This window comes from Halopiger djelfimassiliensis (genome assembly GCF_000455365.1).
Lineage (GTDB): Archaea > Halobacteriota > Halobacteria > Halobacteriales > Natrialbaceae > Halopiger_B > Halopiger_B djelfimassiliensis.
In genome coordinates this window covers 655,004-677,917 of record NZ_HG315684.1, presented here as the reverse complement: position 1 = coordinate 677,917, position 22,914 = coordinate 655,004, and the positions used below count along the sequence as shown (strand labels likewise).

24 protein-coding genes are annotated in these 22,914 nt (G+C 67.0%); 12 read left to right on the top strand and 12 right to left on the bottom strand.

The features are described from left to right. Positions 1-144 precede the first annotated feature (144 nt). Complete coding sequence (locus TX80_RS03310; protein WP_195893023.1) at positions 145-984, bottom strand: GIDE domain-containing protein; 840 nt, start codon at positions 982-984, stop codon at positions 145-147. Positions 985-1,085: 101 nt separating this feature from the next. Here TX80_RS03310 and TX80_RS03305 point away from each other — a divergent pair, with 101 nt between their 5' ends. Both TX80_RS03305 and TX80_RS03300 read left to right on the top strand, forming a co-directional pair. Beyond that, positions 1,086-1,796: an HAD family hydrolase gene (locus TX80_RS03305; RefSeq protein WP_049921444.1), complete on the top strand. Its 711-nt coding sequence runs from the start codon at positions 1,086-1,088 to the stop codon at positions 1,794-1,796. Next, entirely contained in the window at positions 1,793-2,434 is a 642-nt protein-coding gene (locus TX80_RS03300) for a class II aldolase/adducin family protein (RefSeq protein ID WP_049921443.1), read from the top strand. Before TX80_RS03305 ends, TX80_RS03300 begins: the two co-directional genes overlap by 4 nt. Positions 2,435-2,469: 35 nt before the next feature. Here the strand turns inward: TX80_RS03300 and pyrE are convergent, their stop codons facing one another. Beyond that, positions 2,470-2,997, bottom strand: a complete 528-nt coding sequence (gene pyrE / locus TX80_RS03295; RefSeq protein ID WP_049921442.1) for an orotate phosphoribosyltransferase — start codon at positions 2,995-2,997, stop codon at positions 2,470-2,472. A 147-nt stretch (positions 2,998-3,144) separates the two neighbouring features. Between pyrE and TX80_RS03290 the strand changes: the two genes are divergently transcribed. Further along, positions 3,145-4,104 carry an alpha/beta hydrolase gene (locus tag TX80_RS03290; protein ID WP_049921441.1) on the top strand — a complete coding sequence of 320 codons (960 nt, stop codon included), beginning with the start codon at positions 3,145-3,147 and terminating at the stop codon, positions 4,102-4,104. Positions 4,105-4,185: 81 nt separating this feature from the next. Here TX80_RS03290 and TX80_RS03285 read toward each other — a convergent pair whose 3' ends face one another. Then, positions 4,186-4,731, bottom strand: coding sequence for a CDP-2,3-bis-(O-geranylgeranyl)-sn-glycerol synthase (locus TX80_RS03285; protein WP_049921440.1), 546 nt, complete (start codon positions 4,729-4,731; stop codon positions 4,186-4,188). 219 nt (positions 4,732-4,950) lie between these two features. Here TX80_RS03285 and TX80_RS03280 point away from each other — a divergent pair, with 219 nt between their 5' ends. Both TX80_RS03280 and TX80_RS03275 read left to right on the top strand, forming a co-directional pair. Beyond that, entirely contained in the window at positions 4,951-5,787 is an 837-nt protein-coding gene (locus TX80_RS03280) for a proline dehydrogenase family protein (protein WP_049921439.1), read from the top strand. Positions 5,788-5,826: 39 nt separating this feature from the next. Next, the gene (locus TX80_RS03275; RefSeq protein WP_049921438.1) at positions 5,827-6,522 is read left to right on the top strand and encodes a DUF502 domain-containing protein; all 696 of its coding nucleotides are present in this window, start codon (positions 5,827-5,829) and stop codon (positions 6,520-6,522) included. A gap of 70 nt (positions 6,523-6,592) precedes the next feature. On the opposite strand, the gene TX80_RS03270 is transcribed toward TX80_RS03275, so the two are convergent. The 4 genes from TX80_RS03270 to TX80_RS03255 form a co-directional block, all read right to left on the bottom strand. Beyond that, positions 6,593-7,522 carry a branched-chain amino acid transaminase gene (locus tag TX80_RS03270; RefSeq protein ID WP_049921437.1) on the bottom strand — a complete coding sequence of 310 codons (930 nt, stop codon included), beginning with the start codon at positions 7,520-7,522 and terminating at the stop codon, positions 6,593-6,595. Positions 7,523-7,616: 94 nt separating this feature from the next. Continuing rightward, positions 7,617-9,563 (bottom strand): copper resistance CopC/CopD family protein, encoded by a 1,947-nt coding sequence (locus TX80_RS03265; RefSeq protein WP_049921436.1) that lies wholly within the window; start codon positions 9,561-9,563, stop codon positions 7,617-7,619. Beyond that, positions 9,560-10,771, bottom strand: coding sequence for a hypothetical protein (locus TX80_RS03260; protein ID WP_049921434.1), 1,212 nt, complete (start codon positions 10,769-10,771; stop codon positions 9,560-9,562). Before TX80_RS03260 ends, TX80_RS03265 begins: the two co-directional genes overlap by 4 nt. Positions 10,772-10,902: 131 nt before the next feature. Further along, positions 10,903-11,430, bottom strand: coding sequence for a winged helix-turn-helix transcriptional regulator (locus TX80_RS03255; protein WP_049921433.1), 528 nt, complete (start codon positions 11,428-11,430; stop codon positions 10,903-10,905). Positions 11,431-11,596: 166 nt separating this feature from the next. On the opposite strand from TX80_RS03255, the gene TX80_RS03250 reads away from it, so the two are divergent. Then, positions 11,597-11,947: a DUF7471 family protein gene (locus TX80_RS03250; RefSeq protein WP_049921431.1), complete on the top strand. Its 351-nt coding sequence runs from the start codon at positions 11,597-11,599 to the stop codon at positions 11,945-11,947. A 3-nt stretch (positions 11,948-11,950) separates the two neighbouring features. On the opposite strand, the gene ribB is transcribed toward TX80_RS03250, so the two are convergent. Both ribB and TX80_RS03240 read right to left on the bottom strand, forming a co-directional pair. Then, positions 11,951-12,673 (bottom strand): 3,4-dihydroxy-2-butanone-4-phosphate synthase, encoded by a 723-nt coding sequence (gene ribB / locus TX80_RS03245; protein WP_049921430.1) that lies wholly within the window; start codon positions 12,671-12,673, stop codon positions 11,951-11,953. Continuing rightward, positions 12,670-13,377 (bottom strand): DUF120 domain-containing protein, encoded by a 708-nt coding sequence (locus tag TX80_RS03240; protein WP_049921429.1) that lies wholly within the window; start codon positions 13,375-13,377, stop codon positions 12,670-12,672. The genes ribB and TX80_RS03240 overlap by 4 nt, the downstream gene beginning before the upstream one ends. Positions 13,378-13,621: 244 nt before the next feature. Between TX80_RS03240 and TX80_RS03235 the strand changes: the two genes are divergently transcribed. The 5 genes from TX80_RS03235 to TX80_RS19280 are packed head-to-tail and all read left to right on the top strand — an operon-like array spanning position 13,622 to position 19,975. Beyond that, complete coding sequence (locus TX80_RS03235) at positions 13,622-14,776, top strand: glycosyltransferase (RefSeq protein ID WP_049921428.1); 1,155 nt, start codon at positions 13,622-13,624, stop codon at positions 14,774-14,776. Beyond that, complete coding sequence (locus TX80_RS03230) at positions 14,773-16,047, top strand: glycosyltransferase (protein ID WP_049921426.1); 1,275 nt, start codon at positions 14,773-14,775, stop codon at positions 16,045-16,047. The genes TX80_RS03235 and TX80_RS03230 overlap by 4 nt, the downstream gene beginning before the upstream one ends. Further along, positions 16,044-17,114, top strand: coding sequence for a glycosyltransferase family 4 protein (locus TX80_RS03225; RefSeq protein WP_049921425.1), 1,071 nt, complete (start codon positions 16,044-16,046; stop codon positions 17,112-17,114). Before TX80_RS03230 ends, TX80_RS03225 begins: the two co-directional genes overlap by 4 nt. After that, on the top strand, positions 17,111-18,532 hold the full coding sequence (locus TX80_RS19285) for a sulfatase-like hydrolase/transferase (protein ID WP_049921424.1): 1,422 nt from the start codon (positions 17,111-17,113) through the stop codon (positions 18,530-18,532). Before TX80_RS03225 ends, TX80_RS19285 begins: the two co-directional genes overlap by 4 nt. Beyond that, entirely contained in the window at positions 18,533-19,975 is a 1,443-nt protein-coding gene (locus tag TX80_RS19280) for a lipopolysaccharide biosynthesis protein (RefSeq protein ID WP_049921423.1), read from the top strand. 12 nt (positions 19,976-19,987) lie between these two features. On the opposite strand, the gene twy1 is transcribed toward TX80_RS19280, so the two are convergent. Together twy1 and TX80_RS03205 are read right to left on the bottom strand one after the other, a co-directional pair. Further along, the gene (gene twy1 / locus TX80_RS03210; RefSeq protein WP_049921422.1) at positions 19,988-21,013 is read right to left on the bottom strand and encodes a 4-demethylwyosine synthase TYW1; all 1,026 of its coding nucleotides are present in this window, start codon (positions 21,011-21,013) and stop codon (positions 19,988-19,990) included. 52 nt (positions 21,014-21,065) lie between these two features. Continuing rightward, positions 21,066-21,401, bottom strand: coding sequence for a hypothetical protein (locus TX80_RS03205; RefSeq protein ID WP_049921421.1), 336 nt, complete (start codon positions 21,399-21,401; stop codon positions 21,066-21,068). 153 nt (positions 21,402-21,554) lie between these two features. Here TX80_RS03205 and TX80_RS03200 point away from each other — a divergent pair, with 153 nt between their 5' ends. Next, a complete protein-coding gene (locus TX80_RS03200) occupies positions 21,555-21,896 on the top strand; it encodes a hypothetical protein (RefSeq protein ID WP_049921420.1) in 342 nt (113 codons plus the stop codon). Between the two features lie 11 nt (positions 21,897-21,907). On the opposite strand, the gene TX80_RS03195 is transcribed toward TX80_RS03200, so the two are convergent. Continuing rightward, a complete protein-coding gene (locus TX80_RS03195) occupies positions 21,908-22,591 on the bottom strand; it encodes an HAD-IIB family hydrolase (protein WP_049921419.1) in 684 nt (227 codons plus the stop codon). Positions 22,592-22,914 lie beyond the last annotated feature (323 nt).

Genomic DNA, 22,914 nt, shown 5'->3' with positions numbered 1-22,914 from the left:
TACGCGTAGTCTCGACCGGAATAAAAGCGTTGTGATGGTCCGTGGCGCTGTTCGAATTCGGATGCAAAGCGAAGCGGGACGAGTTGCGGTTGAGAAGCGAAACGACACCGCACGAATTGGTGTCAGGGAGCCGCCGGAACCGAACTAGAATGTACTGTGCTGGTGGATGTACTGGACGTTTTCGTGGAGGAGAAGCAGCATCATTATGACCAAAACGACGCCCGCGATCGCTTTTCCAAGACCGTATATTCCGTACTCGCCCGCGGTCCATCGTTTCGATCGATCGGAAATGACGAATTCCGATTCGTTCGGCCCGTTACCGACGACGATCTCGGCAGAATCCCCTTCGGTAGCGGGCCGCTTGTACCCCGTAATGTACACCGTGTCCCCGATATCCAGCCGGCGTTCGACGAATCGATTGTGGTTCCGTAGTATAGTTGACACCACGGGATGGAGCAACGTGTCCGGCGGTCGTGTTTCCGGGTTCCGTTGCATGTACTCCTCGACCGGCTCAGGGGTATCGCTTAGCGGCGCGTTGTAGTGCGTTTCGGGCGTGAATTCGAACGTCGCACCGGCCGGATCGACGAGAACCCGTCCCGTCTCGTCTTCGACGTAGAATCTCGTGGACGCTTTCCCCTCGTCGAGCACGTCGTACGTCCCGTCGTCGGACCGGGGCGCGTCGTCCGGCCCCGATCCCCGCTTTCCCTGTGCACTGTACGTGTATGCGAGACAGTCGGTTTCGGTGAACGGTCCGGTAACGGTCCCGTGTTCGTCGGCTGGAACCGCCGTTCCTTCCACTTCGATCGGCCCGCTTCGAGCGGAAACCTCGCCGATCGATCGCGGATCGGCGGTCACGATCGTCCGAGATTTGCGTAGATCGCGACCGCCAAGGTAACACAGATAGGCTGCAAACGCGAGAAACGCAGGAACGAAGACGAGAAAGAGTGGTAACACGAGCTTCGACATGGCGTAACCTGCGATCATGACAATCGAAAACCATTTTGATCCGATATCGGCCGCTGTACTGATCTGCGGTGGGACGACGGGACCGGTACTCGTTTTTCGCTCGCCATTGACCATGGGGTATGAGCGTCAACGCCGTCCTCTTCGATTTCGACAACACGTTCTACCCGTATTCGCCGTGCAATCGGGCGGGAAAGGACGCGGCTTTCGAGACCGCCCGGGAACTGGGCTACGACCTCGACCGCGAGGCGTTCGAGGAGTGCTATCGGACGGGCCGTCGGGAAACGAAACGCGAGGTCCCCGGCACCGCGGCCGCCCACGGGCGGGTGCTCTACTTCAAACGCGCCCTCGAGGAGCGAACCGGCCGTCCGCAGCCGGCGGACGCGCTCGCGCTCGCCGACGCCTACTGGGAGGCGTACATCGACGCGATCGATCTCGTTCCCGGCGTCGAAGGGACGCTCGGGACGTTGAACGAACGCGGGATCGACGTCGGCGTCGTCACGAACCTGACGACGCGCGTCCAACTCGAGAAACTCGCGACGCTCGGACTCGACTCCGAGATCGATCTCCTGTTGACCTCGGAGGAAACGGGTCGGGAGAAACCGGGATCGGCCACGTTCACGCTGGCGCTGTCGCGTCTCGAGCGCCGCCCCTCGGAGACGGTGATGGTCGGCGACAACGTCGAGACGGATATCGTCGGCGGTAACGCCGTCGGTCTCGAGACGGTGCTGTTCGACGCCGACGCTCCCGACGGGGACGAATCGCTCGACGGTCATCGAGCGCCGGATCACCGGATCGACGCGTTCGACGAACTACTGGAGGTGGTGCTGTGATCCTCGAGGCCGAACGCCGAGCGGTGGTCGAGCACGCGCCGGACCTCGCGGCGCTGACGCCCGGCCGGACGGGCAACATAAGCGTTCGTGACGGGCGCGACGGAGACGCCTTCGCTGTCACGCCGACCGGCGTCCCCTACGACGGGTTCGACGCCGCCGACGTGCCCGTGGTCGGAACCGACGGCGAACAACGCGACGGCCGGATGGCACCGAGCAGCGAGGTGCCGATGCACGCCGCCATCTACCGGCGCGAGGACGTCGGCGCGATCGTTCACACCCACTCGCCGTGGGCGACGACGCTGGCGGTCGCCCGCCGGCCGCTCCCGCCGATCCACTACATGATCGTCGCGGTCGGCAAACGCGTGCCCGTCGCCGAGTACGCACCGTACGGTACCGACGCGCTCGCCGAGAACATCGTCGCCGCGATGGCCGAGGCCGACGCGACGGCGTCGTTGATCGAAAACCACGGTCTGGTCGTCACCGCGCCCGACCTCGAGACGGCCCTCGAGAACACCCACCACGTCGAGAGCCTCGCCAGACTCTACCTCCAGTCGAGGGCGGCCGGGCTCGAGCCGGCGACGCTCTCGGACGCGCAACTCGAGACGGTCGTAGAGCAGTTCGAGTCCTACGGGCAGTAGCGGCTAACGGCCCGGAAACGGGCGCGGGTCGGTCCTCACTCCCTGTCGGCCAGCAGTTCCTCGGCCGTCACCAGCGCCTCCATCTCGACGCCGGCGTCCTCGACGTTCTCGCGGCCGCCTTCCTGCCGGTCGACGACGACCAGCGCGCGCTCGACGGTCGCGCCCGCGTCCCGCAGCGCCTCGACGGCTTCGACGAGGCTCGTTCCCGTGGTCACGATGTCCTCGAGTACCACGACCTCCTCGCCCTCCTCGAGGCGGCCCTCGATCAGATTGGCGGTGCCGTACTCCTTGCGCTGTTTCCGAGCGATGACGTAGGGAACCTCGGCCGCGACGCTGGTCGCCGCAGCGAGGGGGACGCCGCCCAGCGCAACCCCGCCGAGTTTGTCGTCCGGGTCGACCCGCTCGGCGAAGGCCGCGGCGATGGCCTCGAGACAGTCGGGGTCGGTCTCGAAGAGGTACTTGTCGACGTAGTACTCGCTGGTGCCGCCGTGGGAGAGTTCGAACTCGCCGAACCGAACGGCATCGGCCGCCCGCAGGGCGTCGATGAGTGCCTGGTTCGTCATTGCTCGAAGGCGCGTGCCGAACCGAAATAAGCGGTGTGGAACGAACCGTTCGGACGCCCCCTCGAGAACGGGACCACAACGTGCCCGTCGAGGAGCGAACCGCCGCTTGACGTACCTTTTTGTCTCGTCCGGTGAGAGTTCCGTTCGATGACGGTCTCTCGCGCTTCCGAACCGCATCCGGACGTACAGGAGTTCCTCGAACTGTACGACTCCCTCGATACGCCCTCGTTTTCCGAGCTGTCACCGCCGGAGGCCCGCCGGGCGTTCGAGCGGTTGCAGGCCGGCGGCGACCCACGGATCGAACTGGCGTCGGTCGAGGACCGGACTATCGACGGTCCCGGCGGCGACCTGCCGATCAGGGTTTACGAACCGGGAACCGACGGCTCGAACCGACCGCTGGTGGTGTATTTCCACGGCGGGGGCTGGGTCATCGGGAGCATCGAGACCCACGACGCAACCTGTCGCAAACTCGCCGCCGAGTCCGGCTACCCCGTCGTCAGCGTCGAGTATCGTCTCGCGCCCGAACACCCCTTCCCCGCCGGACTCCGGGACTGTTATGCCGCCCTCGAGTGGGCGGGTTCGGCCGCCCCAGAACTGGACGCCGACCCCGATCGGATCGTGCTGGCCGGCGACAGCGCGGGCGGGAACCTCGCGGCGGCGACGGCGCTGCTCGCACGCGACCGTGACGGACCCGACATCGCCTACCAGTTGCTCGTCTACCCCAGCACGGGGAACGTCCTCGAGACGGACGCGTACGAGGAAAACGCCGACGGATACTTCCTGACCGAAGACGACATGGCGTGGTTTCGAACGAACTACTTCGAGCGCGAGATCGACGAGGGGAACGTCTACGCGTTGCCCCGGCTGGCACACGACCTCTCGGGGCTGCCGCCGGCGACGGTCATCACCGCGGGGTTCGATCCACTTCGGGACGACGGTGCCGCCTACGCACGGCGGCTCGCGGACGACGGCGTTCCCGTCAGCCACCACCACTACGACGACGTGATCCACGGCTTCTTCGGGATGCTCGCCGGCCCGGCGGAACTCGAGCGCGCCCACGAGGCCCACGACGACGCGGTCGCGGATCTCCGGGACGCGCTCGAGTGAACGATCGGAGGTCCGGTCGCTGGCACGCTCCACGCTCGAGAACGGCCGAGTCGGGCGAGTAATAGACGCCGCTGAAAGCACTTACCAGGGTTCGTTCTTCAGCCCGAGTTTGTACGCGATCATATTCGTCGTGACGTGCAGGACGGGCGTAAGCACGACGACGACGAGGATCACGTCCAGCGTAAACCACGTACGGAACCACTCGGTCGCGAGCAGGGCGGTCAACGGCAGCGAGACGACGACGAAATCGAGCTGGTCGAGACCGGGGAACATCGCGCCGCGCTGGCGGCCGCTTCGGCGCTTGAGAAACGAGGCGAGGATGTCGCCGAGCATCGCTCCGGCGGCGAGACCGAGCGCTGCAAGCGGCTCGAACGCCGGGACGTCGAATCCCAGCGCGTCGCTGACGGTCGGTTCGATGACGGTCAGAACGGCCGCGAGCACGACGCCCGCGGCGATTCCCGCGGCCGTCCCGCGCCAGGTTTTCCCGTCGCCGAGGACCCGTTTGTCCCCCCACGTTCGGCCGCCGTCGATCGGTCGGCCACCCCCACCGAGCACTGCGGCGTTGTTCGGAACGTAGGCAGGCAACATCGCCCAGAACGCGATCACGACTGTCTCGAGTACTGCCATGTGCGCCGGAATGTCCCGGCACGTCTTAACCGGTGGTGGTTCGGTCCACGCCAGCGACGGCCCGCTCGCGCACGATATCTCCACAATCCAACAGTATCGGGAGAGTGGCGACGAATCGGTACGAAACGGGTCAAACGAGCCGATTCGGGTGCTTCACGGAGCGGACCCGTGTCGATCGAAATACCAAACTCCTTATGCCCGGCAGCCGATACGCCGGCTATGATCCCGCCGATCGCGAACCGGTTCGTCGCGGGGGAATCCCCCGCGGAAGCGCTCGACCATGCCCGTCAACTCAACCAGCAAAACGTCAAGGCGATCATCAACCTGCTCGGGGAACACTACGACGAGCGGCCGCCGGCCCGTTCCGACGCCGCGGAGTATCGGTCGCTGGCAAACGACATCGCGTCCTCGGACCTCGACGCGTGTCTCTCGGTCAAACCCTCGCAGCTGGGGCTGGACCTCGGCGACGACGTGTTCCGCGAGGAAGTGACGGAGATCGTCAACGCCGCGGCGGAACACGACGTCTTCGTCTGGATCGACATGGAGGATCACACGACGACCGACGTGACGCTCGATACGTTCGAGGAACTGGCCCGCGAGCACGACGGCGGCGTCGGCGTCTGCGTTCAGGCGAACCTCAAACGAACCCGTGAGGACGTCGAACGACTCGCCGACGTCCCCGGCAAGGTCCGGTTCGTCAAGGGCGCGTACGACGAGCCGTCCGAAGTCGCCTACAAAAAGGGCGAGCGGGTCGACGAGGCCTACCGGTCGCTTCTCGAGTACGCGTTCGAGCACTTCGACGGCGGGATCGCGGTCGGAAGCCACGATCCCGAGATGATCGAGTACGCGACTTCCCTCCACGAGGAACACGGCACCGACTTCGAGATCCAGATGCTCATGGGCGTCCGCAAGGACGCGCAGTACGACCTCGCAGACGAGTACGAGGTCTGGCAGTACGTTCCCTACGGCGGGCGCTGGAAGTCGTACTTCTTCCGGCGCGTGATGGAACGCAAGGAGAACCTCCGGTTTGCCCTCCGTGCCGTTCTCGGCCGATAAAGGGAAGGGCTCATTAGGCCCTAGTGTGAGTCTCACTACATGGCTTCGTGGAAGCGGGACTTTGCGAGCGGGCTGATCGTCCTCGGGCCCATCCTCGTGACGCTCTACGTCATCTACTGGCTCTACGGGCTCGTCGCCGGAGTTACTCCCGGGCTTATTCTCAAAGCGGAAGCGCTCGAGTCGTTGATCCCCGGCAGCACTGACCAGGCCGTACAAACGCGTCGACAACTCGCCCAGTTCCTCCGTGTCATCGTCGCACTGACGGTCTTCATTATTCTCACCTTCTCCGTCGGCTATCTCATGCGAACGACGATCGGTGGGCTGGTCGAACGCGTCGTCGACAACGTCGCCAACCGGGTCCCGGTGATGCGGGTCGTCTACAACGCATCCAAAATGGCCGCCGAAACCGCCTTCGGCGAACAGGAATCGCTCCAGAAACCCGTCAAACTCGAGGTGTGGGACGGGCTTCGAATGACCGCGTTCAAGACGGGCAAGGTAACCGAAGACGGACGGGAAGTGCTGTTTTTGCCGACGTCTCCGAATATCACGACCGGGTTCGTGATCGAGGTCGAGTCCGAGGACATCATCGACCTCGACGAGGACGTCGAGGATGCGCTCACCCGGGTCCTAAGCGCCGGGTTCGGCGACGCGGACCGAAACCGCGGTATGGACGCCGGCGTCTCGATCGACGTCATCGACGAGAGTCAGGCCGGTCGCTCCGACGACGACGATTGAACGCCGTCGGCCGGCTCGAGCGGGCTATCGCGTGCAGTCGTTGCGTCTCGATCGGTGACGGTTTGCGGGGCTAGACGTACTCGAACCACTCGTCGTACTCGTCGGTCGTCCGTTCGACGAGATCGAAAAACGCCGACTGGAGTTCCTCGGTGACGGGACCGCGGGAACCGTTTCCGACGACGACGTTATCGACTTTCCGGATGGGCGTAACCTCGGCCGCGGAGCCGGTGAAAAACAGTTCGTCGGCCGTGTGGAGTTCGCCGCGCGAAATCGAGACGTTGTCGTGGACCGTATACCCCAGATCCTCGGCGAGCGTGATCACGGTATCGCGGGTGATGCCGTCGAGGATCGATTCCGAAAGTCCGGGCGTGTAGATTTCGCCGTCGCGAACGAGGAAGACGTTCTCGCCGGGGCCTTCCGCGACGTTGCCTTCCTTGTTGAGGACGATCGCTTCGGCGTAGCCGTTCCGGCGCGCTTCCTCGCCGGCGAGCATGCTGTTGACGTAAAGTCCCGTCGTCTTGGCGTTGGTCGGGATCTGGCTCGAGGCGTGTTTGCGCCACGAGGAGACCATCACTTCGATGCCGTTCTCGAGCGCGTCCTCGCCGAGGTACGCGCCCCACGGCCAGGCGGCGATGGCCGTCGTGGTGGGACAGTCCTGCGGGCTGACACCGAGGGAGTTGTAGCCGTAGAAGGCGAGCGGGCGGATGTAACAGGACGCGAGGTCCTGACGGCGGATGAGTTCCTTCGTCGCCTCCGTGAGTTCCGCTTTCGTGTAGTCGATGTCCATCTCGTAGGGCTTTGCGGACTCGAAGAGCCGATCGAGGTGTTCGTCCCAGCGGAAGATGGCGGGGCCGTTTTCGGTGTCGTAACAGCGGACACCCTCGAAAACGCCGCTGCCGTAGTGGAGTCCGTGGGTGAGCACGTGGATCTGTGCGTCGTCCCAGTCGACGAACTCTCCGTCCATCCAGATCGTGTCGACGTCCATCTCGTCGAATCCCATGATCGTGTGTGTTGCAAGCCACCGTACTAAGTGTTCGCGATTTTTCGGGCGCAAACCGGCCGGCGGCGGCCGGCGGTTGGACGATCGACGGCGATTAGTCGCCGAACCGGACGGCCTCGAGGACGACCGCGGCGGTACCGACGACCGCGATCGCGACCGCGCCGAACCGAAGCCAGATAGGAAGCGGGGGATCGTTCCCATCGGATCGAGCGGTGTCGTCGCTCGCGGTGCGATCGTCAGCGACGCGCGCGTCGATCCACCAGTCGTCGAAATCGCCGTCCGGCGCGCCGGTGATTCGAAGCTCCCAGTCGCCGTCGGCGGGCAGCCGCTGGACCGTCGCGTACGTTCCCCCGTTCGTCTCCTCGAGTTCGACCTCGATCGTCGCGTCGCCGTCGACGGCGGTTGCGAGCAGCCGAACCGGCCGATCGGAGGCGACCGGGTCCCCGCCGGCACCGCTCGAGAAGGCGACCTCGAACACGAGCGGCGTGTTCTCCGCGACCAGAAGCCGCTCGCGCCGGTCGCCGGTCGCGTCGCGGTCCGTTACGGTCGCGGCTGGGGTCGCCGCCAGTTCGACCACGGTATCGTCGTCGGTGCGTTCGACGGTCGCCGTCTCGAGCCCATGGTCCCCGCCGGCGACGACCGCGGCCGTCGGGACGGAAGCGAGCAGGCCAGAGAGGAGGACGACGACCGCGAGGAGGGCGACTTCGAGCCTGACGGCGCGCGTGAACGCGACGATCGGTGCCGAACGATCGGCTCCGGTCTCGAGGCGGCGCAGGAGGACGAACCGTGTGCCTCCACCGAGGCCGAGCGCCAGCAGGACCAGGAGGGTCTTCGCGGAAAGGGTTCGACCGTATCCCGTTCCGGCGAGGTCCTCGAGCGCGGGGACGTGCCACGACGCGAGCGTGAGTCCGGTCGCGCCGGCGAGGGTGACGCCGGCCAGCGCGAGCAGCGAGTACCGCCGGATCGTTTCGGCCGCGGCGGCCCTGCGGTCGGCCGCGGCCGTCCCGCGGAGCATCGGCGGGACGACGACCGCGAGGACGAACAGCCCCCCGAGCCACAGCCCGGCACCGACGACGTGGGCGAAGTCGGCGGCCAGTCCCCATAGCCGATCGATCGCCGTCGCCGAGTGGCTCGTCCAACTGCCGAGCGCGCCGACGGCGAGCGCGCCGACGAGTGCCGTTCCGAGCCGACCGCGACGGGAGCGTCGATCGGGGTCGCGGGCGATACTGACGAGGGCGACGGCGAGGGCAGCGGCGAGGCCGAGCTGCACCAGCCAGACCCGTCCCAGCGCGGTGGCGACGAACTCGCGGACGGTCCCGACGGCGAGCGGTCCAAGCGACGCGGCTCGCGCTAGTCCGAGGGCGAGCACCGACGCGAACAGGATCGCGCTCGTTCCCGCGACCGATCGCGCGAGGAGACGATCGACCGTCCGGGTTGGCGAGTCGAACCGAGTCGCGACCGGGTACACGGCGACCGCAGCCGTCGCCGGGAGGCCGACGAGTCCGGCGATCGCGAGCAGTACCAATCCCTTCGCGCCGGCTTCCGGTAGCGGCGTCCCCTCGTCCGCCCCGCCGCCTTCGGTCCGGTAGGTCTCGAGGACGGCATCCCGATCCAGCGGCCCGTCGCCGACGGTGAACACGAACGATCCGGACGTGGTGTGGCCGTCGTCGGCGAAGACCTCCCACTCGACGGTGTACAGTCCGTGCTGGCCGTCCGTCGGTCCGGGCTCGAGGGGCACGCGGACGAGTTGCGCGTCGTCGGGGTCGACGCGCGCCTCGCGGCTGACGTCCTCGCCGTCGGGGTCGAGGACGGCGACATCGGCGGTCTGGATCCCGTCGCCGGCGAACGTAAGCGTCGCCTCCGCGGGACGGGTCTCGAGCCGAGCGCCGTTTTCGGGGTCGGAATCGCTCAGGGACGCGTGTGCCGCCACGGGGGCGGCGACGCCGGTCAGGACGAGGACGGCGACCGCGAGCACGGCCGGCACCCACGCCGGCGGCGACCGGCCACGGGGATCGCGCGCGAGCGATTCGCCGGGGATCATTCGGACGCGGGGACGTACTGGACGGTGTCGACGCCGTCCTCGACCGGGACGTGCGCGACCAGCTCCCGGGCGGTCATATCGATGACCGCGACGGTCCCGTCACCGTCGGCGGGAGTGAAAAAGTAGCCGTCGCCGGAGACGCCGGAGCGATGGAGGTGGTGTGCGTCCTCGGGGCGTTCGATGTCGCCGGCGTCGATGTGCTCGACGACCTCGAGTTCGTCGACGTCGACGACCGTCGCGGTGGCGGCCATCGTGTTCGCCGTGAATCCGTAGCGCGTGCCGTCGTGTTCGTGGTAGGCGAGTGCATCCGGCCCGTCGTCGACGGCGACGGACCCGATCGAGACGGTGTCCTCGCCGGTCACGTCGAAGACGTGGATTTCGCCGTGGTCGACGATGCTCATCCGGTCCCCGCTCGGGGTGAGATACATCCCGCCGGCGACGTCGAGTTCGTCGACGACCTCGTCGGTATCGGTGTCGACGACGGCGGTGACGTCGCCGTACTCGAAGTACGCGAGGCCGTTCGCCGGACTGTACGCCTTGTAGTGGGTGCCGCCCTCCTCGCCGAGTTCGATCGATCCAGTCCGCTCGTACGCGTCCAGATCGACGACGTGGGCCGCGGGGTCGTTGACGTTCGTCGCGTAGCCGACCGACCCGAGATCCGCGTGGGAGAGGAGTTTGCCGTGGCCCTCTCCCTCGAGGCCGACCGCGACGGTCTCGACGACCTCGTGGGAATCGGTGTCGATGACGTAGAACGTCCCTTCCGCGTCCGAGTGGGCCCACATCTCGTCGGCGTTCGGATGGTACATGTGCGTGCCGTCGGGACCCATCGGGACCTCGTCGACGATGGTCCGCGTTTCGGTGTCGATCACGAGCACCTGCGTGAGCGTTTCCTCGATGACGAAGAGTTCGCTCCCGTCGTCGGTCAGGACCGCGTCCCCGTACTCGTAGCCGTCGACGCCCTCGGTGAGTTCATCGACGACCTCGCCGGCCTCGGGATCGATAAGTGCGATCGTGTTCGGGCCGAAGGCGTACGCGAGGCCCGAACTCCCCGTCCGCTCGCCGTGATCGGCGGTTTCGTCCGACTCGTCGCCGTCGTCCGGATCGGCTTCGCCATCGCCGCTCTCGCCGCCGAGACAGCCGGCGGCCCCGACCGCGAGACCGCTACTTGCCATCTGTACGAACCGCCGCCGCTTGACGGGCTGTTTCATAGCCGATCGCACGCCCGGTGTATTATTCCTAGTTATGGTTCGAACGTCGAAATTATGGTACGGCCGTCGAAACCCCGCCGCCCGATGGGTGATCGTCGGTCGGCGACCGCGGAACCGTCCGACGCCCGGCGTCACTCCGAGGCGGGACCGGCCTCGAGCAGGCCGTCGACGAGCCGCGTGAACCGGTCGACGAGCCGATCCGGAACCGACGGCTCGACCGTCGACAGCAGTCGGGCCGTTCGCTCGGGGTCGGCCAGTCGGATCGTCACCCGGTTTCGATCGTCGTAGGTTTTCTCGACCACGTCGCACTCGACGAGCCGGTCGAGGTGGTACTCGAGCGTGCTGCGGGCGATGCCGATCGCGTCGGCGACGTCGCCCGGCGCGGCCGAATCGTCCTCGAGCAGGTGGACGACGATCTCCCGAGTCGTTTCGCGGCGAAACAGCGCAAGGACCGCTCGCTCCCACTCGTCGTACTCCGGCGGATAGTAGTGGGTTCGTCCGTAGCATTCCTCGCGGACGAGGTCACCGGCGTCGATCAGGCGGCGAACGTGATACTGGATCTGTCCCGGTGCGAACTCCGACTCCCGGACGAGTTCGTTGAAGTGAATGCCGGCGTTCGCGTGAACGTGCGTTCTGATCTGTCGACGAGTCTCGCTCATTGGAATCGATAGCCGTCGAACGGACGGCCGCTGTCGAGAGGTAGCGGTGGCGCCCTGATAACGGGTTCCGATCGTTCCCGTTCGTTGAGAACGGGTCATATGACCCGTCGGTTTCGTTCCGACCGAAGCACATACGTAACTCTCACACCCACGTAGGGTAGCGGCGATGGAACATACGAGTCCGTTCGACGTCGGGTGGCTGGACCCGCAGCTCGCGCCAGTTCTGCTTGCCGTGATCGTCCTGGCGGTCGCGGGGACGACGATCCTCTTTTGCTGTGGCGTCGTCGCGTACTCGCGTCGGCGGTCGCTCAGATACCTGCTGATTACGGTCGTTCTCGGCTTGCTCGTGGCACGGTCGGTGACCGGGCTCTGTACCGTCTTCGGGTTGCTCCCGATGACGGTCCATCACCTCGTCGAACACAGCTTCGATTTCGCGATCGCCGTGCTCGTGCTCTATGCCGTCTACCGGAGCGGGCCGTCGGGCAACGGGGCGTCGCTGGGGTCCCGCAGCGACTAGCGGTTAGCCGAGTCGTTCGAGGACCGCACGGCCCTCGAGATAGGGGAATCCGTGTCGGTCGGCGTAGGCACGGGCGTCGACGGGCGAGCGCGCCTCGCCGGTTTCGTCGTCCAGCATCTCACAGACGACGACGGCCGGCGGGAGGTCGGCCGCGTCGGCGAGAGCGAGCCCGAGTTCGGTATGGCCCTTCCGCTGGGCGAGCAGATCGGGAGCGGCCTTCAGCAAGTGGACGTGTCCCGGCACGCGGAACTCGCCGGCGAAATCGGTTTCGTCGGGTTCGGCGGCGGCCGCACCGAGCGCCCGGATCGTCCGCGAGCGGTCGTTGTCCGTGATCCCGGTGTAGGTATCCCGGTGGTTGACCGTCAGCGAGAACGAGGACCGTTCGTCGTAGCCGAGGTCGTGGTCGCCCGTCGCCGGGTGATCGACCGCCGCCGCGTAGAAGGGGAGCTCGAACGCTTCGGCGACCTCGTGGCCGAGCGCGACGCAGACGAGCCCGCCGGCGTCGTTTCGCAGTCGGGCGAGGGCATCGGGTGTGACGGCGTCGGCGTGATAGATGAGGTCGGTTTCCCCCTCGCGGTCGGCCGCGTCGTGGACGAGAACCGGCTCTCCGGACCGGAGCGCATCGAGCGCGCGTTCGAACGCCGCATCCGTGTCCACGTCGGCGTCCCCGCTCGAGGCGGCACGCGCGTTCGCGTTCGACCGTGGACCGGCGTGCGAGCCGGTCATCGTCGATCACCCACGTGGACGGTGACGTGGTCGTCGTCCTCGAGTGCCAACTGCTCGCGGAGTTTGTCCGGCGCGATGACCTCGAGTTGATCGTCGTCGTGGTGTGTTCGTTCGGGGGCGATGGTGTGGGCGTTCTCGTATCGGTCCCCCTCCGCCGTCTCGACGATCGCGGGGTGACAGACCGCGGGGCCGTAGGTCCGTTCGTCGTCCTCCCAGCCGTCGATCGGGACGGGCTCGAGCGACGAGACCGCGCTGCGCCGGCGCACGCTGTCGTCGCGGAGGTCGACGTTCAACGTCCCGGGGAACGGTTCGTAGCCGAGTCGATCCTCGAACTGGCGTTTGTACCCCGGCAGCGAGATGTAGTGGCGGCCCTCCCCCATGCCGCTGGTGACCGTCCCCTCGAGTTCGACCTCCGCGTCCGTCTCGAAAATACGCCGGTAATCCTCGTACTCCCCGTGGAGGACCTGCTCGCCCGCGTCGGTGATCGCGACCCACTGGCCGTCGCTTACCGTGTCGCGTTCGAGCAGGGCCGCGCTCTCGAGTCGCTGGAGCCGACGCGATGCGGTCTGGTTCGACGCCTCGAGACGGTCCGCGAGGTGAGAACAGGAGATCTTGAGGTCGCCTTCGAGACCGCCCTCGAGCGCGAGAAGTTTCAGCACGGCGAGTTCGTCGTGGCCGACGGCGGACTCCGATGTCACTGACATACCCACAGGTTTGGTGTACCCGCTCAAAAGCGTATCGAATATGGTATGCGTCACAAAACCGTGATGGAGTTGGCGAGCGTTTATCCGTACCTTCCGATCCCGGTCGGGGTGGAAAAGCCCACCGATCCGGCGTCGATCGGCTGCTCTCCCGTTTCGAAACCCGTGACAGTAACGACCGTCGCCCCTTGCACAATGCAGGGCGGCCGGCTTTGTCACAACCTGATGAACGGTTACGCGTCCTCTCATGAAGCGTCTCGTCGAAGCCCTGTTCGGGGTGGTGGCACTGACCGGACTCCCGTACCTGTGGTATCTCTGCCTGTACTACCTCCGCCGACCGACCGGCACTCCCGCCGATACGCGGCCGCAGACGCCGCCGGTGAGTATCGTCCTCCCGACGTACAACGAGGCGGCGATCGTCGGCTCGAAACTCGAGAACCTCGTCGCACTCGACTACCCGATGGATCGGGTCGAGATCGTCGTCGTCGACTCGAGCGACGACGGGACGGCCGAGCGGGTCGAAACGTTCTTCGCGGGGCGATCGGAGCCGGAACTGACGCTCGTTCGACGGGACGAGCGCGAGGGGCTTGCGACCGCCCTGAACGAGGCCTACGCCGTCGCAAGCAACGAACTCGTCGTCAAGACCGACTGTGATTCGCGGATCGCGGCCGACGCCGTACGGACGGCCGCGGCGAACCTCGCCGATCCCGACGTCGCCGCGGTGACCGGTCGCAACGCCGAGGTCATCGGCGACAGTGACGTCGAGCGGGGCTACCGGAACCTCCAGACCCGGATCCAGATGCTCGAGTCGCATCTCGACTCGACGCTGATCTTTCACGGCCCGTTCTCGGCCTACGAGCGGGAGGCGATCGTCCCGATCGACGAGGACTCGATGGCCGACGACACCGAACTCGCCCTGAAGATCCGCCGCAACGGCGATCGGGTGGTCTTCGATCCCGACATCCGATATCGGGAAGCGGCCCACTCCGCGTTCGGTAAGCGCCGCGAACAGAAGGATCGGCGAGCGGTGGGCCTGTTGCGGTTGCTGTGGCGACAGCGGGACGCGCTCGGCCGACACGGCACCTACGGGCGCGTCGTGTTGCCCTTCAACTGGTGGTTCATGGTCGTCTCGCCGTGGCTCGTCGCCGGCACCCTCGCGCTGGCGACGGTCGGTTCGCTGGCCGTCCTCGGCCCTGCTGGACTTGCCGTTCCGGCCGCCGTCGTCGGAGTCACCGCGCTTGGCTCCCGCGACGCGCTCGGACCGATCCAGCCGTTGTACTCGCTGTTCGACGCCCAGATCTCGCTGCTTCGCGCGAGCGTCGCCCTCCTGCGCGATCGCGACGACGAAACACACGACGGAACCTGGGATCCGGATCGGGAACTCCGGGAGGTGTTACAGTGACCGACGTCGACGTCGCGATCCTCCACGACCGGTTTCCCGGTCTCGGCGGCGGCGAAGCGTTCGCCATCGAGGCCGCGCGCGTGCTCGAGGCGCCGATATACACGACCTACGTCGCCGACGGGACCGACCTTCCCGACGACGTCGAGGTTCGCCCGTTCCGGCAGTCGAAGTACACGTCGTTGCCGTGGCGTCCGCTACTCGAGTGGCGAAACGAGGGGATGAATCCGCTCGAGACGCTCAACGTTGCACTGGATATCACTGACGCCCACGAGGACCTGCCCGAGTACGACGTGATCCTCGAGAGCGCGCCGCTGTCGAAGTACTACGTCCCCGAGGTCGACCAGCGGGTCGTCCACTATCCCCACAGCCCCCCGCGGTGGCTGTACGATCGGTATCGAGCCCGGCTCTCGTCGTTCGATCTCCCGCTCGTCGGGACCGGACTCAAAGCCTACGCGAAGGGCTGGCGAGCGCTGGACAAGGAGGCAAACGACTACGTCGACCGGTTCGTCGCGAACAGCGAACTCGTTCGTGACCGGATCCGGCGGTTCTACGGCCGCGACGCCGCGGTCCTCTATCCGCCGGTTACCGGCGACTGGCGCAACGACGGTGACGACGGCTACTTCGTCACCTGGTCCCGGCTGGCACCCGAAAAGCGGATCGACCTGATCGCGACGGCTTTTGCGGGTCTGGACGAACGGCTCGTAATCGCCGGTGACGGACGCCAGCGCGAACGACTCGAGGCGTTCGCGGCCCGCCACGACAACATCGAGGTGCGCGGCTACGTCGCGGACATCGAGTCGCTGGTCGCGCGGGCGACGGCGGTCGTCTACGCGCCGGTTCAGGAGGACTTCGGCCTCGTCGGCGCGGAAACCATGATGGCCGGCAAACCCCTGCTCGGGGTAAACGAGGGGTTCACGCGCTACCAGATACAGGGCGGCCGTACGGGGATGTGCTTCGAGCCGACCGTCGCGTCCCTCCGGGAGACGGTTCGACGGTTCGACTCCGACGACTTCGATCCGGTCGAGATCCGCGAGGAAGCGCGCCGGTACGAGTACGACCGCTTTGCGGAGCGACTCCGCGGAATCGTCTCGGAGACGGCGACCGCCGACGTCGGCCCACCGGCTGCCACGGACCGCGTTCCGAAGGCGGACAGCGAACCGGTCGACTCCGCCCTCGAGAGCGAGCGCGAGCTGCCAGCGACCGAGGCGTCTCGGCACGCCGACGAGGAGCGTGACCGGGATGCATCGATCGAGGGGGTGACCGACGGATGACCGGCCAGCGGGCGACGGCGGCCGACGCCGTTTCCGCCGCCGACTCCGGTCCCGAAACCGACCTGAATGCCTGTATGCTCTTCCAGAATCCCCACCCGGCACACCGGACGTTCGGTGACGCGCTCGGGGCCGAGTACGTCCACTTCGAAACCGGCGAGGGACTCGCCGACGGCTCCCGGACGCTCGACGACGAGTTCGCGCGCCTCGAGACGGGGACGACGCTGTCGGGCGACTACGACGTCGTGATCGCGGAGGGGACCGCGCCGCTCCAGACGCTGTTGGCCTACGGAGCGAGCCACCCGTCGACGCTGTTCGGCTCGACGGCACTGGTCTACCTCGCGGCGGACGAGACCTTCCTGACGCTGCGCAACCGCGGGACCAGACACGTCTGGACGGCGCTCGAACCGGTGACCGGCCGGCTGCTCGACGGCGCGATCGGCGTCAGCGAAACGGCCCTCGAGTGGGCGCGGCCGTATCTCGGGGCCGTCCACACGCGGGTCGTCAGGCCGCCTATCGCCCCGGCGAAGTACGACCGCCTCCGTAGCCTCGAACCGGCGTCCCCGGACGATCCCGTCGAACTTTTGACCGCCGGAACGACGAAACCGGCGAACAACGTGGCCGCGCTCGCGAGCGCCGCCGACCGCCTCCCCGGCGTCGAACTGACGATCCTCGGCGCGGGCCACGACGAGGAGCCGTACGCGTCGCTCGAGAGCGTCCGAACGCCCGGCTTCGTCGATCTCGAGGCGTTCGCCGCGGCGTTCGCCCGGGCGAGTCTCTACGTCCAGCCGTCGATCGGCGACGCGTTCCCCGTCGCCGCGATGGAGGGGATGCTCTCGGGAACGCCCGTGATCGCCAGTACCGAAACCGGAACACGGGAGGTGCTTCCCGAGCGGAACGTCTTCGAACCGCACGTCGACGACATCGCCGACTGTATCGACCGCGTCCGAACCATGGACAGGACTGCACGCATCGAGATGGGCCGGAGGCATCGCCAGCGAATCGAGGACTGCACGGAGTCGCGCCAGGCCGCGGCGTTTCGAGCCGCAGTGGAGGGGATGGTCAGATGACGAGAAACGTCGCGCTGATCCTCATCGATACGGTTCGCAAGGACTACTTCGACGAGTATGCGCCGCGGTTGCAGGCCATGTCGGACATCTCGATCGACCGGTGTCGTGCCGCCAGTTCCTGGAGCGTCCCCAGCCACGCGAGCATGTTCACCGGCGACCTTCCGAGCGAACACGACATCCACACCCACGACCGGGTCTTCGATCTCGAGCGCTCAGACACGTTCCTCGCCGGGGTACCCCACGGGGCCTACGGCGCGAGTTCGAACGTCTACGCGAGTTCGACGTTCGGGTTCGACGCGATCTTCGACGAGTACCGGGACGTGGCCCCCCACCGGATCTTTCCGGCGGGGATGGACATGGAGCAGTTCGTCCAGGAACGCGAGACCGACGAAACCGACGGCGCGAGGCGGTTCCTCGAGTTCTTCCGGACGGCGCTTGCCCACGACGCGCCGGCCAAGACGCTCGTCAACGGCGTCGTCTTCAAGCTCAACGCGACGATGCGGACCGCGCCGGTCCCCAAACTGATCGACGACGGCGCGCGGGCGATCGGCTCCCAGCTCGTCGAACTGGCACGGACGCGTCCCGAACCGCTGTTTCTCTTCGCCAACTTCATGGACGCCCACGCGCCCCACCAGCACGTCCTCGGGTACGACCGCTCCATCCACGATGCCCCGTACGGCTGGTCGTCGCTCGAGTTCGAGACGTGGGATCGGATGGCCGACCGAAACGAGGTTCCGGAACGCGAGTTTCGGCGGGACCGACGGTATCACCGCCAACTCTATGCCGCCGCGATCGACTACCTCGACCGGACCGTCACGGATACCATCGAACGCCTCCGGGACGAAACCGCGGGCGAGACCACGGTCGTGGTCACCGCCGATCACGGCGAGAACCTCGGCTACGACGCCGACGACGGCCTCTTCGATCACACCTCGAGTCTCACGGACGGGCTCGTCCACGTCCCCCTCGAGATCATCAATCCACCCGAGGGGATGGACGCCCCCGACGACGGGGAGTACGTTACCCACCTCGATCTCGGCGAGTTGATCGTCGACATCGCCGACGAGGACCGCGAGGCCTCGGTTCCGACCCGGGAGATCGCTCCGGCGGAACTGATCGGCTGCGGGCTCGGCGTTCCCGACGACGTCGATGACGAGTACTGGGACCGGATGATCCGGGCGGTCTACCGCGACGACCGGAAGTACGAGTGGGATTCAATGGGTAATACGTTCGTCTACGACGTCAGCGGCACGTCCCACCAGAAACTGCGATCGGACGGCGACGGCGTCCCCGACTGGTGTCGCGACGAGTTCGACGTCCCCATCGAGGCGTACAAAGACAAGGCGAGACGCGAGTCCGAGGCGGTCGATCTGGACGAGGCGACCGTCAGCCGACTCGAGGACCTCGGATACGTCTAGATGGTCGACGCCTCGAGCGTCAGTCTCGGCGGCGAGACGGTCAAAGCCACGGCGGCGAAGTTCGCGATGGCGGCTGTCGGGTTCGTCGGCGTGGTGTTGTTCGCCCGCATCCTCGGACCGACGGCGTTCGGCGGCTTCTACCTGCTGTTGGCGCTGGTCAAACTCGCCGACCGCGTGGCCGTCGGCTGGGGGATCGCCATCAAGAAACGGTTCTCCGAGGCCGGCGCACCCGAGCGCGAGCTGCTCGGCGCGCAGGCGCTCTTTACCGTGGCGTGGATCGCCATCGCCGGCGTGGCGACCGTCCTCGGCGCTCGGTGGCTCGTCTCCTATACGGGCCTTGCCGCCGCGCCGGTGTTGTTCGTCGTGGTACTCCTGAGTACGACGCTGTACGAGCCCGTCGATCGCGTCGTTCAGGCCCGCGGACTCGTCGGCGCATCGATGTGGGTCGACACGCTGCGCTCGATCCTGACGTTCCCGTTGCAGTTGGGGCTGGTCCTCCTCGGGCTTGGAGCCGCCGGCATGGCCTACGGGCTGGCCGGGGCGACGTTCCTGACGGTGCCGGTCCTCTGGTACTACGTTCGGGTCGTGCCGACGCTCCCGCCCCGGGACACCCTCTCGAACCTCGGGGAGTACGCCCGGTTCAGCGTTCCCAACGCCGTTCTGGGGCAGGCCTACGATCGGTTCGACGTCCTCCTGCTCGGCTACCTGCTGACCCCGGCCGCCGCCGGCTACTACGAGGTCGCGCTGAAGATCACCCTGCCGGCGACGTTCGTTTCGATGGCGGCCGCGAGCGGCTTGATGGCGCGGGTCAGCCACCGCCACAGCATGGACGCCGACGTCAGCGAGGACGTCTCGAACACCGTCGCGTTCGCGAGCGTCATCGCGATTCCGCTCTTTCTGGGGGCGCTCGCCCTGCGGGAGTCCCTCGTCGTGACGCTGTTCGGTCCCGAGTACGCCGAGGCCGCCGCCCTGCTCGTCGGGCTGGCGCTGTACAAGGTGGTCCGAACCCAGAGCGTTCCGCTGTTGCGCGTGATCGACGGGATCGACCGCCCGGAGATCAACACGGCCGCAGCGTCGGGCACCCTGGCGATCAACGTCGTCCTCGGGGTCGTGCTGACGCTTTCGTACGGGCCGATCGGCGTCGTGGTCGCGACCGTCGTCGCGGAGTCGATCCGGTACGCCGTCGCCGCTATCGTCGTCAAACGCCACCTTCCCGACGTCTCGCTGTTGCCGCGAACGCTGCTCGAGCAGGTCGCGGCCGCGGCCGTGATGTTCGCGGTCGTCGTCCTCGCGGCCCGCGTCATTGCGATCGAGGGGTGGTCACACCTTCTCGCGATCGTCACGCTCGGGGCGGCGGTCTACGCCGGCACGCTGTGGGCACTCAGCAGTAAACTCCGCGTGACCGTCGGCGGCGTGGTGCGAGGGACGGGACTCGAGTTCTGACTCGAGCGGGCCTCAGTCGCCGGTGACGGGGTCGCGCTCCCAGAACTCGCTGTCTTTCTTCAGCTTGGGCACCCACGTGTCGCTGGTTCTCGAGAGCAAGGCCACGCGGGAGGCCGGCACCGCCTTGAGTTCGGGGAACTCGGGCATGTGTTCCCCGACGGCTTCGGCGAACTCGACGACCTCCTCGTGGTCGGGCATCGACGATCGGTCCAGCCGCCCCTGTGAGTGGCCGACGTGCATGTACGCCTTCAGCTCGATGAAATCGGGGTCGGCCTGCTGGTAGAACCCGGCGTACCAGTCGGGATGGTGCATGTTCTCGCCCTTGACCAGCGTCGTCCGGAGGACGGTCCGGGTCTCGTCCTTGTCGGCGAGGACCGCCATCGTCTCGAGCAGCCGCTCCCAGGCGTCGTCCTCGACGGCCTTGACGACCTGATCGAACGTGTGGCGCTCGGGGGCGTCGACGCTGACGTACAGTTGGGTTGGATCGCACTCGGCGAGCACCTCGGGACGGGTGCCGTTGGAGACGAGGAACGTCGTCACGTCGCGGTCGTGAAACGCCTCGATGAGTTCCGGCAGGTACGGGTACAGCGTCGGCTCGCCGTCGAGCGAGATGGCGACGTGGCGGGGTTCCATCGCCTCGTCGAAGACCTCCCGGGGGACCTCGTCGTTGCCGCCGAAGCCCGAGAGCAGTTTCTTCTGCAGTTCGATCGAGGCGTCGACGACGGCCTCGGGGTCGTCCCACTCGACTTCGTCCATCTCGTAGGCGTGGCCCTGGTGGTCGCGCCAGCAGAAGACACAGCGCTCGTTGCACTTGACCACCGGCGTCATCTGAATACAGCGGTGGGACTCGATCCCGTAGAAGATGTTCTTGTAACACTTGCCCTCGCCGCGCAGGGCGTTTGCCGTCCAGCCGCAGGTCTGGGCCGCGGTGTGGTTCTCGCTGTGGTAGTCCGGACTCGAGACCTGTGCCGGCCCGCCGTCGCCGTCCGCGGCGTCGCCGCCAGCGCCGTCCGTCCCGGGATTCGCGGAGTCGCTCATGTTGGCGGCCGTTGGACGGGCGCGGGCAAAAGGCGTGCGGTGTGGCGGACGATCACTCCTCGCGGCCGCGGTCGGCCCCGGAATCGTCCCCCGAGTCGCCCGGGAGCGAGCGCGGGTCGGCCGATCCGCCGCCGTGTTTCGCGTCGTCGCGCTCGAACAGGTACAGCGCCGGACCGGCGAGGACGATCACGAGCAACCCGGGAACCGGGACGGGAAACGGGAACAGGTAGCCGGCGAACCCGGACCCGACGGTAAGAGCGACGAATCCGGCCCACGGACCCGCCCTCGAGACGCCGACCCGGGTCGCGTCCCTGTAGACGGCACCGGCACAGCCGACGACGATCGCGAACCCGAGAAGCGCGACGGCGAGCCCCTGCAGCGACACCATACGTCGACTTGAGCTAACGGCGGGAAAAGCGTTCTGAGAGGCGATGCGACGACCGGGAGACGCGACCGGCTCGTTCTCGTCCGCCTGTCCGCGAGGGGGCCACTTCCGTACGAAAGCCGCGTCCTCTTTCCCGTTCCGGCGCAAGCGCCGCCCATGATCGGCGCGTACACGATCGGCAAGAAGGCGATCACGTTCGGGTACAAACGCTACGGGATTCCGGGGGCGATCGCGTCCGGAAGCGTCGCCCTGGCGGGCTATTTCGTCGTTCGGCGGGCGCTCGAGTCGGCCGCCGACTCCGAGAGCGTCGACTCGGCCATCGACGCCGGCGAGATCCGGTCGGCGGTCGAAGACGGCGGGCTGGGCGCGGTGGCCGATCGGGACACCCTCGAGCGGTCGATCGACGCGGACGAACTCGGCTCGACCTTCGACATGGACGACGTCCAGTCGTCGGCGCAGGCGGACGCCGACGAGTTCACCGACGACGACTCGCAGTAGCGCCGCGAGCGCTATCCGGTTTCGGCGACCCGCTCGAGGACCGCGAGCGTCCCGTCCGCGTGTGCCCCCTCGAGCACTTCATCGGCCGCGCGTGTCGCGGGTTCGTCGGCGTTCGAAACGGCGAAACTGCGGCCGACCACCTCGAACGTCGAGACGTCGTTGACGGAGTCGCCGACGGCCACGCAGTCGGCGAGGTCGACCCCGACGCGGTCGGCAATCGTCTCGACGCCGTCGCCCTTGTTCGGGGCGGTGTCCTTGACGTGATAGGCGTAGCCGGTGTCGATCACTTCGAGGCCGTGCTCGGCCGCGATCTCCCGGAGCGGGGCGATCGGCTGTTCGAGAGCGACGGCGATCTCGGTTTCACGCCACCGGTTGACGGTATCCTCCGCGCCCCAGCCGAGCGAATAGCCGGCGGCGCGGTACGCCTCGGCGACGGCCTGTGCGGCCTCGCGGTCGGCGGTGAAGAAGACGTCGTCGCCGGTGTAGACGACGCCGCCGTTTTCGGCCACGACCAGTTCGGGAATGCCGACGAAGTGACAGAGCGCGACAGGATACGGGAAGGCTTTCCCGGTCGCGACGATGACGGGGGCGTCCCACGCCCGGAGCGGATCGAAGACCCGCGGGTCGATGCCCCAGCCTTCGGGGCGGGTCAGCGTCCCGTCGATGTCGAGCACCAGCGGCGGATCGGCTGTCATACCGACGGGTCGGATGCCCGTCCCCAAAACCGTTTCTCGAGCGAACTCCGGTCCGTTCGAAGCCGGACGGATGCAAACCGTTCTCACAGTAGGGGTATGAGTCGATCCGGCCGGTACGTTTCGCTTCGGTCGCGTATGGTCAGCTCCTAGTAACGTTCATTACCCTCGTGTGGGACCTCGAAGCCGTGAGCCGCAATTCACGCAGAGCGCTTCTGAAAGGGGGAGCCGCGTCGCTTACCGGCAGTCTCGCGATAGCCGGCTGTCTCAGCGACGCCCTCCCCGGCGGGAGCGACGGCCTCGAGACGCCGAACGAGGACGCCGTC